The 14,476-nt window shown below is 67.8% G+C and carries 10 protein-coding genes and 1 pseudogene; 4 read left to right on the forward strand and 7 right to left on the reverse strand.

The window, feature by feature from the left end; all coding sequences use genetic code 11:
- The first annotated feature begins 79 nt into the window (after positions 1-79).
- Positions 80-373 carry a hypothetical protein gene (locus ACFQ4H_RS15720; protein WP_377571665.1) on the forward strand — a complete coding sequence of 98 codons (294 nt, stop codon included), beginning with the start codon at positions 80-82 and terminating at the stop codon, positions 371-373.
- Positions 366-1,592, forward strand: coding sequence for a helix-turn-helix domain-containing protein (locus ACFQ4H_RS15725; protein ID WP_377571666.1), 1,227 nt, complete (start codon positions 366-368; stop codon positions 1,590-1,592). Before ACFQ4H_RS15720 ends, ACFQ4H_RS15725 begins: the two co-directional genes overlap by 8 nt.
- A 56-nt stretch (positions 1,593-1,648) precedes the next feature.
- Here ACFQ4H_RS15725 and ACFQ4H_RS15730 read toward each other — a convergent pair whose 3' ends face one another.
- Both ACFQ4H_RS15730 and ACFQ4H_RS15735 read right to left on the reverse strand, forming a co-directional pair.
- Entirely contained in the window at positions 1,649-2,203 is a 555-nt protein-coding gene (locus tag ACFQ4H_RS15730) for a response regulator (protein WP_377571667.1), read from the reverse strand.
- A gap of 22 nt (positions 2,204-2,225) precedes the next feature.
- Positions 2,226-6,608, reverse strand: a complete 4,383-nt coding sequence (locus tag ACFQ4H_RS15735; RefSeq protein ID WP_377571669.1) for a hybrid sensor histidine kinase/response regulator — start codon at positions 6,606-6,608, stop codon at positions 2,226-2,228.
- Between the two features lie 176 nt (positions 6,609-6,784).
- On the opposite strand from ACFQ4H_RS15735, the gene ACFQ4H_RS15740 reads away from it, so the two are divergent.
- Positions 6,785-8,962, forward strand: a complete 2,178-nt coding sequence (locus ACFQ4H_RS15740) for a SpoIIE family protein phosphatase (protein ID WP_377571671.1) — start codon at positions 6,785-6,787, stop codon at positions 8,960-8,962.
- A 172-nt stretch (positions 8,963-9,134) separates the two neighbouring features.
- Positions 9,135-10,856 carry an acyltransferase family protein gene (locus tag ACFQ4H_RS15745; protein ID WP_377571673.1) on the forward strand — a complete coding sequence of 574 codons (1,722 nt, stop codon included), beginning with the start codon at positions 9,135-9,137 and terminating at the stop codon, positions 10,854-10,856.
- A gap of 85 nt (positions 10,857-10,941) precedes the next feature.
- Here the strand turns inward: ACFQ4H_RS15745 and ACFQ4H_RS15750 are convergent, their stop codons facing one another.
- From ACFQ4H_RS15750 to ACFQ4H_RS15770, 5 genes and pseudogenes are all read right to left on the reverse strand, one after another.
- Complete coding sequence (locus tag ACFQ4H_RS15750) at positions 10,942-12,177, reverse strand: DUF418 domain-containing protein (RefSeq protein ID WP_377571675.1); 1,236 nt, start codon at positions 12,175-12,177, stop codon at positions 10,942-10,944.
- A 96-nt stretch (positions 12,178-12,273) separates the two neighbouring features.
- Positions 12,274-13,230, reverse strand: a complete 957-nt coding sequence (locus ACFQ4H_RS15755; RefSeq protein WP_377571710.1) for a nuclear transport factor 2 family protein — start codon at positions 13,228-13,230, stop codon at positions 12,274-12,276.
- A 258-nt stretch (positions 13,231-13,488) separates the two neighbouring features.
- Positions 13,489-13,650: pseudogene (locus ACFQ4H_RS15760) on the reverse strand (zinc-ribbon domain-containing protein); the annotation flags it as partial.
- Positions 13,647-14,063, reverse strand: coding sequence for a hypothetical protein (locus ACFQ4H_RS15765; protein ID WP_377571677.1), 417 nt, complete (start codon positions 14,061-14,063; stop codon positions 13,647-13,649). The pseudogene ACFQ4H_RS15760 and the gene ACFQ4H_RS15765, both read right to left, overlap by 4 nt.
- Positions 14,060-14,476, reverse strand: a 417-nt coding sequence (locus ACFQ4H_RS15770; protein ID WP_377571678.1) for a hypothetical protein, incomplete at its 5' end; no start/stop codon positions are given. The genes ACFQ4H_RS15770 and ACFQ4H_RS15765, both read right to left, overlap by 4 nt.

The raw sequence follows: 14,476 nt of genomic DNA on the forward strand, positions 1-14,476 counted from the left end.
GGGACCAACCCACCGCCCTCATCGGCCAAATCCTCACGCACGCGCAACGGATACGACTGCCTGACGTCGGGGACCGCCGATGACCTGCCCGGACCTGCCGAACATCCCGCCCGGCACGGTACTCAACCTCAACTCCGAGGACTGGTACCACCCCGACGAGGCCACCGGTGACAGCCTGCACGACATCGTCATGGTGGTGGAGAAGGTCCATTCGGACGGGGCCACCGCCACCGCAGTCTCCGTGTGGGTCACCGGCCATGGCATCGCCTGCGGCTGGCCCACCAGCGACACACATCCGCCGTGCATCGAACTCCGCGTACGCGTGGAGGCCATCCGGCGAGCCGTCACCGAAACGGCCGGCACCGATGGCTGACGAGGTGCCGGTCGGCCGCCGGGTCGCCTACTGGCGGAAACGCCGGAGCATGTCGCAGCAACTGTTCGCCGACCGGCTCGGCAAGTCGAAGAGCTGGCTCGACAAGGTCGAGCGGGGTGTACGCCGGCTCGACAAGTTCTCGGTGCTGCAAGAGATCGCCGACAGCCTTCGGATCGACGTGGCGCTACTGCTCCCCGAGGGGCAAGCACCGCAGCCGGTGGGGCCGACTACCCTTATCGATCTTGGCGACCTCGATGCCGTGCAGGCGGCGCTGGAACGCTACGAACAGGTGGGGCTCTGCCCCGCGCCCGCGCCGCCGCCGCTGGCTGATGTCCGCAAGTCGGTACGTCACGCCTGGTTGACGTTCCAGCACGGCCGCTACCCCGTACTGGTCAGGGCGGTGCCGAAGCTGCTCCGCGACACACAGGCCGTCGAGCTCGCCTACCGGGTGCCGGCCGAACGCATCACGGAAACCGCCCACCTGCACGGTCAGGCGTACCTGGTCGCCTCGACAGTGTTGCGGAAACTTGGGCATCACCGGCTGGCGTGGATTGCTGCCGACCGGGCCATGGTCATCGCCGGCCGGGCCGGGGACAAGCTGCTCACCGGGCTCGCCGCCGGACACGCCGGCCAGGCCCTACTCGGTCTCGACCGGCCCCGATCGGCGCTGGAGATCACCACCCTTGCCGCGACCGCCCTCGCCCCCGGTGGTGCGACCTACCCGGAACACATCTCCGTGTACGGGCATCTGCTGCTCCAGGCCGCGCTGGCAGCGGCCACGATCGGCGACAGCGTCAGCGTGTACGGCCTGCTCGGCTCCGCCGGCGAGGCCGCCGCTGACCTGGCCGACGACGCCAACCACCTGTGGACCGCGTTCGGCCCCACAAACCTCGCCCTGCACCAGGCGGCTGCCGCCGTGCAGCTCGGTGACGGAGAGCGGGCCATCCGAATCCACCAGAAAATCGATCCGGACCTGCTGACCGCGCTGCCGGCGGAACGGCGAGCCAACCACCAACTCACCCTCGCCCACGCGTACGCCCAGATCGGGGCCGTCGACCGGGCTGGTGACGCGCTACTCCTGGGGGACCGGCTCGCCAAGGCGGAGATCCGGTGCCGGCCGATGGCCCACGCCGTGATAACTGACGTGCTACGCGGAACCCGGGGCACACCACCCGCGCCGGTGGCGGCGCTGGCGGAACAGATGGGTGTGGGCATCTGAGCTGGTAGGGGCTGGCGGCAACCAGCCCCTACCACACCCCACTCATGATCGGCCGGTCAGGCGGTCGATCCCCAACGCGCCTGTTCCAACAGCTCCACCGCCCGATCCCGGGCATCGGAGTCGTCGGAGCGGAGCAGTGTGGTCGCCTCGTCGACCGCGTCGGTCAACGCCCGCCACTGCGCCTCGCGCTCCCGTACGGCCTGCGACTGTGCGGCAAGCTGCCGGGTCTTGGACCACAGCTCGACGAAGACGGACACCTTGGCCCGCAACACCCACGGATCGAACGGCTTGGTCAGGTAGTCGACCGCCCCGACCGCGTAGCCACGCAACGCCAGCTGGGCGTCCCGGTCGGCTGCGGTGAGGAAGATGATCGGTACGTGACGCGTACGCTCACGCCGCTTGATGTGACTGGCCGTCTCGAACCCGTCCATGTCCGGCATCTGCGCGTCCAGCAGGATCACCGCGAAGTCGTCCACCAGCAACTGTTTCAGCGCCGCCTCGCCGCTCTCCACCGCGACCGACTGCACCGGCAGACCCTGCAGGATCGCCTCCAGAGCCAAGAGGTTCTCCCGCCGGTCATCCACCAGCAGCGCCTTCGCCAAGTCGCTCATGGCATCGCCTCGCTCCGCTCGCTCATGGTCGAACCTCCCGCCCGTCGCCGTTGACCCACGAGGCCATCAGCTCGATCAACTCATCCAGGTCGACCGGCTTGGTGATGTAGTCGCTGGCCCCGGCGTTCAACGCCGACTCCCGGTCACCTGGCATCGCCTTCGCGGTGAGGAACACCACCGGAAGGTCGGTGAAACGATGGTTACGGCGAATCGCCCGTGTCGTCTCGTACCCGTCCTGATCAGGCATCATCGCATCCATCAGGACGATGTCCACCTCAGGGTGCTCGGCCAGTCGCCGTACACCGTCGGCACCGTTGTCCGAGTAGAGCACCGTCATGCCGTGCAGTTCCAACGCACTGGTCAACGCAAACACGTTTCGGACGTCGTCATCGATGATCAGAACGGTGGCACCGTCGAGCTGCTGCGGAGCTGGCGAGGCCGTACGGATGGTCTCCTCGGCGGCCGGGAGCAGCAGTGGCGGCGGTGGCGGGAAGCTACCGCGAGCCGGTAGCACCGGCACCGGCATCGGTGCCACCACCGCATCCGGGGCCAGCACGTCCGGTATGAAGAGCGTGAAGGTCGACCCCTGGCCGGGAGCCGACGACACGGTGATCGTGCCGCCGATCAGCCGGGCAAGGTCCCGACTGATCGACAGTCCGAGACCGGTGCCGCCGTACCTCCGGCTGGTCGTGCCGTCGGCCTGCTGGAACGCCTCGAAGATCAGGGACAGCTTGTCGTCGGAGATGCCGATACCGGTGTCGATCACCGTGAACGCCACCACCCGCCGGGCCGTCGCCAGCGCCGGAACGTCGAAGAAGGCATTCTCCGGCGCCGGTGCGATCCGCAGAGTGACCGCGCCGTTGTCGGTGAACTTCACCGCGTTGGAGAGCAGGTTACGCAGGATCTGCTGCAACCGCTGCGCATCGGTGACGACCGCTGGCGGCAGCTCCTTGGAGATCCGTACCTGGAAGTCCAGGTTCTTCTCCTCGGCCTGCGGCGCGAACGCCTGCTCGACGTAGCTGCGGATCTCGGAGAACCGCACCTCGGTCGGCTCCACGTCCATCCGTCCCGCCTCGATCTTCGACAGGTCGAGAATGTCGTCGATCAGCCGGAGCAGGTCCGAACCGGCGCTGTAGATCGTCCGGGCGAACTCGATCTGCTTGGCGGTCAGGTTCTCCTCGGAGTTGTCGGCCAGCAACCGGGCCAGCAGCAGCAGCGAGTTGAGCGGCGTACGCAGCTCGTGGCTCATGTTGGCCAGGAACTCGGACTTGTACGCCGAAGCCCGGGTCAACTGCTGCGCCTTCTCCTCCAGACCGATCCGGGCCATCTCGATTTCGAGGTTCTTGGTCTCGATGTTGCCCTTCTGTTCCGACAGCAGCTTCGCCTTGTCCTCCAGTTCGGCGTTGGTGCGCTGCAACTCCGCGGACTGCTCCTGCAACTCGTGGGCCAGCCGCTGGGACTGGGCCAGTAGTTCCTCCGTACGCCGGTTGGCCTGGATCGTGTTGACCGCGATGCCGATGGTCGACACCAGCCGTTCGAGGAAGGCCAGGTGCAGTTCGGAGAAGACGGCGATGCTGGCGAACTCGATGATGCCGAGCAGTTCGCCTTCGAACAGCACCGGCAGCACGACCAGGTCGGCCGGGGGTGTTTCGGCGAGTCCCGACCGGATCATCAGTTTTCCGTCGGGCACCGCGCCCACCCGGATCGTCCGCCGGGACAGTGCTGCCTGTCCGACCAGGCCTTCACCGGGACCGAAGGTGACGTCCTGCTGGCGGGCGACATAGCCGTACGACGCGGTCAGCCGTAGCCGCAGCACCGCCTCCTCGCTGTCGGCCAGGAAGAACGCGCCGAGCTGCGCGTCGACCAGCGGAGTGACCTCCATCATGATCATCCGGCAGACCTCGACGAGGTCGCGCTGCCCCTGGAGCAGGCCACCGATCCGGGCCAGGTTGGAGTCCAGCCAGCCCTGCTCCGCGTTCTTCTTGGTGGTCTCGCGGAGCGTCACGATCATCTGGTTGATGTTGTCCTTGAGCTCGGCGACCTCGCCCTGGGCCTTGACCGAGATCCGCTGGGTCAGGTCCCCCTTGGCGACCGCGGTCGACACCTGGGCGATCGCCCTCAGCTGCGTGGTCAACGTCGAGGCCAGCTGGTTGACGTTCTCGGTCAGATCACGCCAGGTGCCGGAGACCCCCTTCACCTGGGCCTGTCCGCCGAGCTTGCCCTCCGTACCCACCTCACGGGCCACCCGGGTCACCTCGTCGGCGAACGACGACAGCTGGTCCACCATCGTGTTCACCGTCGACTTCAACTCCAGGATCTCGCCCTGCGCGTCGACCGTGATCTTCTGGCCGAGGTCACCCCGGGCCACGGCGGTGGTGACCGAGGCGATGTTGCGCACCTGCGAGGTCAGGTTCGACGCCATCGAGTTCACGTTGTCCGTCAGATCACGCCAGGTACCGGAAACGCCCTTCACCTGCGCCTGACCGCCGAGCTTGCCCTCCGTACCCACCTCACGGGCCACCCGGGTCACCTCGTCGGCGAACGACGACAGCTGATCCACCATCGTGTTCACCGTCGACTTCAACTCCAGAATTTCGCCCCGGGCATCGACCGTGATCTTCTGCGACAGGTCGCCCCGCGCCACCGCCGTGGAAACCTGGGCGATGTTCCGTACCTGGGCGGTGAGGTTGGAGGCCATCGAGTTCACGTTGTCGGTCAGGTCCCGCCAGGTGCCCGCGACACCGCGTACCTGGGCCTGTCCACCGAGCTTGCCCTCGATGCCCACCTCACGGGCCACCCGGGTCACCTCGTCGGCGAACGACGACAACTGGTCCACCATCGTGTTCACCGTCGACTTCAACTCCAGGAACTCGCCCTGCGCGTCGACGGTGATCTTCTGTGACAGGTCGCCCTTCGCGACCGCGGTGGTGACCGAGGCGATGTTCCGTACCTGCGAGGTCAGGTTCGACGCCATCGAGTTCACGTTGTCCGTCAGATCACGCCAGGTGCCGGAAACGCCCTTCACCTGCGCCTGACCGCCGAGCTTGCCCTCCGTACCCACCTCACGGGCCACCCGGGTCACCTCGTCGGCGAACGACGACAACTGGTCCACCATCGTGTTGACGGTGTCCTTCAGCTCCAGGATCTCGCCCCGGGCGTCGACGGTGATCTTCTGACTCAGGTCACCCTTGGCGACCGCCGTCGAGACCTGCGCGATGTTCCGTACCTGCGAGGTCAGGTTCCCGGCGAGCTGGTTGACGTTCTCGGTCAGGTCCCGCCAGGTGCCGGAGACACCGCGTACCTGCGCCTGACCGCCGAGCTTGCCCTCCGTACCCACCTCACGGGCCACCCGGGTCACCTCGTCGGCGAACGACGACAACTGGTCCACCATCGTGTTGACGGTGTCCTTCAGCTCCAGGATCTCGCCCTGCGCCGCCACCGTGATCTTCTGGCTCAGGTCGCCCCGCGCCACCGCCGTCGAGACCTGCGCGATGTTCCGCACCTGCGAGGTCAGGTTCGACGCCATCGAGTTGACGCTGTCCGTCAGGTCCTTCCAGGTGCCGGCCACGTTCGGCACCTCGGCCTGACCACCGAGCTTGCCCTCGGTACCCACCTCGCGGGCCACCCGGGTCACCTGCTCGGCGAAGAGTCGCAGCGTGTCGGTGAGCGAGTTGAAGGTGTGCGCCAGTTCGGCCACCTCGCCCTTGGCCGCAACAGTGATCTTCTGCGACAGGTCACCCTTGGCCACCGCCGTGGCCACCTGTGAGATCGAACGCACCTGGTACGTCAGGTTGGACGCCATCGTGTTCACCGAGTCGGTGAGGTCCTTCCAGGTGCCGGCCACGCCGCGTACGTCCGCCTGGCCGCCCAGTTCGCCCTCGATGCCCACTTCCCGGGCCACCCGGGTCACCTCGTTCGAGAACGAGGAGAGCTGGTCGACCATGGTGTTGACGGTCCGGCCGATCCGCAGGTACTCACCCCGCAGCGGCCGACCGTCGATCTCCAACGCCATGTGCTGGGACAGGTCCCCGTCGGCAACGGCCACGATGACCCGGCCGATCTCGGTGGTGGGACGTCCGAGGTCGTCGATCAGCGAGTTGATCGCCTGCTGCGCCTCGACCCAGGAACCGTCCAGCCCCTCCTCGTCGAGCCGCTCGTCGAGACGACCGTCCCGGCCGACGATCCGGCTGATCCGCCGCAGGTCGAGGTGTTGCCGCTCCTGCAACGAGACGACCTCGTTGAAGGCGTCGGCGACCTCGCCCGCAGCACCGGAACGGCGCGGCAGTCGTACCTTGAGATCGCCCCGGCGGACCCGCCGCAACGCCTCGGCGAGCTCGCCGAGCAGGACCGCGTCCTCGGAGGCGGGCTGGTCCGCGGCAGACTTCTGTTTCGCCGTGGTCATCATTCCTCGCTCAGCTCGGGGAGAGGGCAGTACGCAACGCCGACCCGCGTCCGGGTAGGGGTCGGCATCCCCATCATTGTGCCCCGAGCAATCCGAATCGACCGGCGCTGACCTGCGTCGTCGGCACTGTCTCCGGCCCTGGCTTGGAACTGGGCCGGGTTATGTGGAGGATACGAAGGGTGTCAGCGGAGACGGGGCCCGCGTTCACCAGCGGCGCGGACGAGCACATCCGCCGGGTGCGGCTCCCCGCCGACCGGCGGACGCCTGCCGCTGCCCGCGCGATCGTCCGATCGGTGCTGGCCGAGGCGGGCCTCGACGAGCTGCTCAACGAAGCCCTGTTGCTGACCACGGAACTGTCCACCAACGCCGTCGAACACGCGGGCACCGAACTGGACATCGAGGTGGTCGCGGACCATCAGGGCCTCACCGTTACGGTCTCGGACTTCGCGGCCGGCCGGATCGAGGACGTGACGGCCCGCCCACGAACTGACGCAACAGACATTTCGCAGGTGTCCGAGCGCGGTCGGGGACTGTTGCTCGTCGACCACTTCGCCAGCCGCTGGGGCACCACCCACCAACCGACCGGAAAGGGTGTCTGGTTCCGGCTCGACTGTAGGACCGGGGATCCCGCCCCGACGACGACCGGTCCGGACCCGGCTGGCACCGGCTCGTCCGGAGTCGACCCGACACGATCCGGAGCGAAATCGACGCCGGCCGGAGCGAGGTCGACGAGCGGTCCCGGCTCCGTGCTCGGTCCGCCGGCCCCGACGACCCCTGGCAGCGCCACCCTCGTCAGCACCGCACCCAGCGCCGGCGCGATGAGCGCCCTGATGCAGGTCGCTCCGGACCCGTACGCCGACGATCCACTGCCCGAGTTCGCTGCCGACCTGCTGACCAGGGTCGGCGAGATGGTGGGCGCCGCCGGTGGGTCCGTACGGCTCGACCGTGGCGACGGTGCGGGGGAGCAACTCCTCGCCCGCTACGGGCGGCAGCCCCGCCCCGGCGACGACCTGGTTCGGGTGCCGTTGGCGGTCAACCGCCCGTACTCGGGAGAGCTGGAACTCGACGCGGCTCCCTCGGCGTACGCCCAGCCGCTGGCCGCGCTCATGGCCGAACGCCTGTCGCTGCACCTGGAGAACGACCGGCTCCGCCGGGCGGACGTACGTCGACAGGCCTGGCTGACCTTCCTCGCCGAAGCCAGCGAACTGCTCGCCCAGTCGCTGGACGTCGAGCTGACCATGGCCCTGGTCCCGCAACTCGTGGTGCCCCGCCTCGGCCAGTGGTGCGCGGTGCACACCACCGACGAGTGGGGACGGCTCCGGCTGGCGGCGGCCAGCCACGCCGACGAGTCGGTGCTTCCACAACTGCACAAGGTGCTCCAGGAAACCGGGCCCGACTCGGTGCAGGCCCGACTACGGGAGGCGTCCCGGACCGGATCGCAGGTGCCGATCGGTGCGCCGATGGACGGTTTCGCCGTACCGCTGGTCGCGCGCGGACAACGGCTCGGCACCCTGGCCGTGGGCCGGCACCAACGCCACCGCCACGATCCTGACGAGGTCGCCGTACTGGAGGACGTGGCCCGTCGCGCCGCCCTCGCGATCGAGAACGCCCGTATCCACGCCGAACGGCGCCGAGTCGCGCAGACCCTGCAACGGTCCCTGCTGCCGCCGGTGCTGCCGGTGGTCGACGGGATCGGGTTCGCCGCCGAGTACGTACCGACCGGGGACGACGCGGAGGTGGGCGGCGACTTCTACGACGTACTGCCCCTGCCCGACGGCCGGTGGCTCATGGTCATCGGCGACGTCTCCGGCAAGGGCGTGCAGGCAGCCACCGTCACCGGGCTGGTCCGGGACGTGATCCGGGTGCTGGTCGGTGACGGCAAGCCCCTGCCGGAGGCGCTGTCCCGGCTCAACGAGACCCTGCTCGAACGGGGTGGGGGCCGCTACTGCACGCTCGCGCTGGCCGCCATCGGTCGGGGTCCCGACGGGCACCTCGACATATCGCTGCACCTGGCGGGCCACGACCGACCGGTCCTGGTACGTACGAACGGCCGCGCCTCCCTCGTCGGTACGGGCGGCACCGCGCTCGGCCTGCTCGACACGATCACGTCCCCCTCCACCGACGTGCTCCTCGGTCCGGGCGACGCGTTGGTGTTCTACACCGACGGCGTCACCGAACGGCGTCGTGGGCGGGACCTCTTCGGCACCGAACGGCTACGGGATGCGGCGGCACCCCTGGCCGGCTACTCGGCCGAGGTGATGGCCGCACGGTTACGCTCGGCCACGATCGGCTTCTCCGCTGAGACGCCCAGGGACGACATCGCCATCCTGGTGTTGCGCAATGACACGATCGGGTGATTCAGTATCATCTATTCGATGATCATCCACGCCGACCCGGTATCTCGCGTCACCTTGCGGCCGATACCGGTAGGTCGGATAGTGTCGTCGAGGATTGTCCGGAACCTGGTCTGCGTCGCCTGCCATCCCGATTGGCCAGCCGTCCTGCCCTGACCCAGGAAGGTCGTAACCGATGGCCCGCCTGCTGCTCGGACGCGGAGCCGGTGCGTCCCCGGGTGCAGGCCCGCAGTCGCCGACGTCGTCGCGTCCACCTGAGCGCGACCGCTACCTCGACCTGTGGCGGGCCGCCGCGTTGGTACGGGTGGTCGTCTACCACGTGTTCGGCTGGGTCTGGCTGACCGTCCTCTTCCCCGCGATGGGGCTGATGTTCGCCCTGGCCGGTTCGCTCATGGCCGGTTCCCTGGATCGCTCCGGTCAGCGGGCGGTCGTCCGCCGGCTACGTCGGCTACTACCTCCACTGTGGGCGTTCGCCGCAGTGGCCGTACCACTCATGCTGTTCACCGGGTGGGGCGCCGCGCCCGCCGCCGACCTCGGTTGGGGCGAACTGCTCTGGTGGCTCCTGCCGGCGCGTACGCCGCCGACCGGCAGTCAGTCCTGGGCGTGGGCGTTCAACGCGGTGCTCTGGTACATCGTCACCTACCTGTGGCTGGTGCTGCTCTCGCCCGCACTGCTGGCCGCCTTCCGCCGCTGGCCATGGCGCACCCTGGCGGTGGCGGTCGCCCTGCCGGTCGCGTCACTCTTCGGCGTGCTGGAGATCGGCGGCTACTTCAACGAGCAGGCGACCAACATCTCCACCTACGTCGCCTGCTGGCTCCTGGGCTTCGCCCACCACGACGGACTGCTCCAACGGATACCCGCCCGCCGGTACGCCGCACTGGTGGCCACGTTCGCCGTCACCGGTGCCGGTTGGGTGCTGGTCTCGGGCTGGTCGAGCGGCACCTTCGACATCAACCGCATCGCCGGCGGCAACACGTTGTGGTCCATGGCCTTCGTCGCCACCGTCCTCCGGTTCCGGCCACCGCTGACCTGGCTGGCCCAGATCCGACCGGTCAACCGCACGGTCGAGTTGCTGAACGCCCGCGCGGTCACCGTCTACCTCTGGCACATGCCCGCCGGGATGCTGGCCGCCATCCTGCTCACGCCGGTCGCCCTGCCCGGCTGGGCCGGGAACATCTTCCTCCGACTGCTCGTGGTGGTGCTGCTGACCGCCGTCGCCGTCGCGCTCCTCGGTTGGGTCGAGGATCTCGCCGCTGGCCGCTCACCCACCCTGCTCCCACCCAGCGCCGCCGCCAAGGTGTCGCCTGCGACCGGTGCCGCTCCGGTCAAGGTCGTGACGACGCACCGGCCCGCACCGGGGAACCGGTGGCACCGGGGAATGGTCGGGTTGGTCGCCACCCTCGCCGGGTGTCTGGCGTTCATCGCGCTGAACGTCCTGCCCGGTACGCCGACCAACAGCCAGGACCGCCAGCCCCGGCACGAGACCCTGCACTACCTGTCCGACCTGCTCCTCGTAATGGAGGACCCAACGGCACCGGAGCCGGCCGAGCCGAAGGTCGCCGTGACGCCCGAGGCCGTGACCGGGAACGACGTCCACCCGCGTGGCGTCGTCACGCCGGCCCCCAGCCGGCTGCGGGTCCACCCGCCCCCCGGCTGTGAACGGTTGCAGGCGGTCATCGCGGTCGGCGACGTCGACGGTGACGGCGTCGAGGTGACCTTCACCGTACGCACCGACGGGGTGACCGTGTTCGACTCCGGTGCCCGTACCCGGGCCAACAGCGCGGAGGAGATCGACGTCGACATCGCCGCCGCCACCTTCGTGGACCTGGTCGTCACCAGCACCTCGGCGAAGGCATCGGCGATCTGGGCCGATGGGCGCTTCGTCTGTGCCACGTAGCCGGGAGGGCCTGGTTGGGATGGGGCCCTTCCCGTACCGAACGCGGTAAGCAGGGCGGCGGCCACCTCTTCGATCCGTTGCCGGCTCATCGTCCGACCGGCACACCGTCGGTGACGTCCGCGCCGGCTACCCGCCGCACCCGCCAGGACGGCCACTGCGCGTTGGTGACCGCCCGCAGCAGCCACTCGACCGGCCCGTACCGGTACTGCCGCAACCAGAGTGCGCTGACCACCAACTGCCCGGCGAAGATGGAGATCGCGATCAGCAGCACACCGGCGGGTGGCACCGTACCGATCAGTCCCAGGCCGAACCCGGTGAAGATCATCGCGCAGATCAGCGACTGCCCGAGGTAGTTACTCAACGCCATCCGGCCCGCTGGGGCGAGCATGGCAGCCAGCCGCTGGCCGGGACCGGTGTGGAAGATTCGAAGCATCGAGGCGGCGTACGCGGCGGCCAACAACGGACCGGTCAGCGTGGCGAGCGCAACACCGGGCATCGTGTTGACTCCCCCGAGAACGACGACGGCTGCCGCACCACCGAGACCGACCGGATAGCCGACCAGTTGGATCCTGCGTAGGGCACGGAAGTGCGCCGGCACATCAGCCAGCAGTCGACGCTGGCCGGCAGCCATACCCAGCAGGAACATCGCCATGGCAACCGGCGCCTGCACCATGATCAATGCACCGAACATCCTCGGCAGCGAACCCAGGTGCTCGGCGATCACCGATCCCGGGCTGCCGGCCAGCGCGGCGGTGCTCTGCCGACCGGCCACGAGGGCAGCCGCCTCATCCACCGGAGGTACGGCAGTCAAGGCCATCACCAGGAAGAACAGCACGACGGTTCCGACCAGGACACCCGCCGTGATGAGCGCGGTCCGCAGGCGGATGCGGCGCAGCGCCAACAGGATCAACCCGAGAATCGCGTACGTGGTGAGGATGTCGCCGTAGAACAGCAGTACGGCATGCAGCCCGCCGAGCACCAGCAGGCCGGCCAGCCGGCGCAGGAACCGTGGTACGAAGGCAACGCCCCGCCGCTGCGCGGAGTCCATCTGCAGGGTGAAGCTGTAACCGAACAGGAACGAGAAGAGCAGGTAGAACTTCATCTCGAAGAGGAACGCCACCACAGCGTGGACTCCGTGATCGAGTTCGGTGGAGAACGCCGGATCCGGCACCTGGTGGAAGGGGTAGCCGGAGGCAAAGTAGGAGATGTTGACGATGAGGATGCCGAGCAGCGCGAACCCGCGCAACGCGTCCACATCGGTGATCCTCTGCCGGATCCCGCTGTCCGGTCCGGACCGTTGAGCATTGGCGTACGTCGTCATGCGCCAGACGTTATTGACGTCCGTACGCCCGATGAATCCTGTCACCTGCCGCGTTGGTGGTGGGGCTGTCCCTACCGCCCAGCCCCACCTGCGTCGTCACGTCTGGGGGTTGAAGACGAGCTTTTCGCCATCCAGGCTGACAATCCCCCGGACCCGGAACGAAATCGTCTCTGACCGAGCGGTTCCGCTGCTGTTGTAGCTGACCTCCGCCTCGCCCCTGGTCTCGGTGTCGACGACCAGCCCGGAGCCCGAGAATGCGATTTCGATCGTCGGCTTCCGGGTTATCTTCCACGAGACTTCGGTCGCCTCACCCCAGATGTACGTGGAGAACGGGCAGCCGTCCGGATCCAGGTCCGCGCTCTCTGCACAGCGGTTCAGGTAGGCGTCGATCTGCTGGTCGATCTCCTGCCTCGTCGCTTCCTTCAAGCGTACGGTGAGCCGTACATGGCCTGGTTCGACATCCTCAGACGTGTCACCGGGCCGGGTCATGTCCTCGTAGGACACTCCTGTGACGTACAGCGTGCCGGGTTCCGCCTCGAAGAACCGGTTGTCGCCAACGCCGAACTTGTAGGCACCAATCAGCGCCGGCCGGCCCAGGTCGTTGTCCTCGTCGGCCACGATCTCCTTGCCGTTCAGTACGAACGACTTGACGGCAGCCGCCGAGACGGATGCGCTGAACAAACCGTTTGTGATGTGCCACCGACGGAACATGCCAAGGGTCGATTCGTCGCTCCTGACAAGTTTCATGGTGATCTGATACTGTTTTCCAGCCAGGGCGTAGCTGACCTCTACGGTCGCCTTGTCACCCTCCTTCTCCGTCGACACGATCTCCATGTCCGACGGCGGGGTGTAGTCAGGGCCGTCGAGCACGGAGCCCTGAAGCAGTTCGCGGTATTCGGTTGGCACCGACTCTGCAACCACGTTCTCGAGCGCAGCTTCGGGATCACGATCCGCCAACGCATCAAAGTACGCTTCGACCGCCGAGGCAGGCCCGAAGAACAGCGCCCCGATTCCGGACATGGCAGCCAGTCCGAGAAGCATCGCTGCCAGCACTCCGGCAGTGATGATCAGTGGCTTCCGGGTCGAGCCGGCAGGCCGGACAGGTCGGAGGCCGGGAGGCGGTTGGCCAACTCCAGCCATCACCGACGGCGACATCACGGGCGCGGCTGGCGGGAGCGGCAACACAGGCTCGCCTGACGATGGTGACGACACCGGCTCGCCTGACGCCGGAGGTGTGGCAGGAGGCTCTGTTGCCAGGGAAGGCTCAGCTGCCTGCCCGGCCCCGACACCTGCGACCGGACCGGCGAGAGACATCCCGCAAGCCGAGCAGAACTTCGCGCTTTCAGAAGCTTGCGCTCCACATGTTGCACACCTGCGACCGGACTCGTGGACGGCTCGGCCGCATCGGAGGCAGGTGTCGAGGCCGGGAAGTAGAACCGTACGGCAGTGCGGACACGCTTGCCGCGTCGTCATTTCTCACCTTCCTGGGAGACAGGGCCAGTCGACCCGATGGCCTCAGCAATGAAACGGCGGGTACGGGCCCGGCGATCAGCCTGAATCTGCTGGTGGTGCCGGACTGGTGGTTCATGCGTGCAGCTGGCCAGCTCACGCCACGCATTCGCGGATCGGCGTAGCGACTCATGCCAGTTGATGCCATCCACCGGGTTGGGCTGGCGGCTGCGCTCCACGTCGCGCCGATACCAGTACCAGAACAGCTTCAACTCCAGAACCAACGCCTCATGCGCTGGCCAGCAGGCGGGCAGAATAACCCAGGCGGCGTACGATTCCTGAAGCCATTCGACCCACTTGCCGAACGCTTCCCAGTTTTGTGCGATTCGTTGCGGAGGAAGGGGACGCCAATCCCAAAGAGGGGAATTATCGCTCATCGGCCAGCCCCCTCATCGCGATCCGGCGGCTCGTACCCCTTGTCCACTTCCGTTCCCCCCGACGACTCGATCGAATTCTGATCAGCTTGCTCTTTGGCATCCCACATCTGATCCAATTCGTCCTGCTGGTGTTGCGCGAAATCGCCATCCACACCTGGTTCCACGGAGTCCACATTCGAGTCCACGCTTGACTCGACATTCGGCTCAGCGTTCTCCCCGGCGTTGCTCTCCACCTCCGAGCCGCCCTCTACCCCTGGGTCCGCCTCGACCTTCTCCCCGGACTGCTCCCCTACCTCCGGATCCGCCTCCACCTCTTCCCCGGACTGCTCCCCTACCTCCGGATCCGCCTCCACCTCTTCCCCGGACTGCTCCCCTACCTCCGGATCCGCCTCCACCTCTTCCCCGGACTGCTC

The sequence above is a fragment of the Micromonospora sonneratiae genome (genome assembly GCF_042679305.1).
Classification (GTDB): domain Bacteria; phylum Actinomycetota; class Actinomycetes; order Mycobacteriales; family Micromonosporaceae; genus Micromonospora_H; species Micromonospora_H sonneratiae.

Bases quoted from the DNA above. Each gene is read 5' to 3' on its own strand.
- ACFQ4H_RS15720 (WP_377571665.1), top strand. From the start codon at position 80: ATGACCTGCCCGGACCTGCCGAACATCCCGCCCGGCACGGTACTCAAC.
- ACFQ4H_RS15725 (WP_377571666.1), top strand. From the start codon at position 366: ATGGCTGACGAGGTGCCGGTCGGCCGCCGGGTCGCCTACTGGCGGAAA.
- ACFQ4H_RS15730 (WP_377571667.1), bottom strand. From the start codon at position 2,203: ATGAGCGACTTGGCGAAGGCGCTGCTGGTGGATGACCGGCGGGAGAAC.
- ACFQ4H_RS15735 (WP_377571669.1), bottom strand. From the start codon at position 6,608: ATGATGACCACGGCGAAACAGAAGTCTGCCGCGGACCAGCCCGCCTCC.
- ACFQ4H_RS15745 (WP_377571673.1), top strand. From the start codon at position 9,135: ATGGCCCGCCTGCTGCTCGGACGCGGAGCCGGTGCGTCCCCGGGTGCA.
- ACFQ4H_RS15750 (WP_377571675.1), bottom strand. From the start codon at position 12,177: ATGACGACGTACGCCAATGCTCAACGGTCCGGACCGGACAGCGGGATC.
- ACFQ4H_RS15765 (WP_377571677.1), bottom strand. From the start codon at position 14,063: ATGAGCGATAATTCCCCTCTTTGGGATTGGCGTCCCCTTCCTCCGCAA.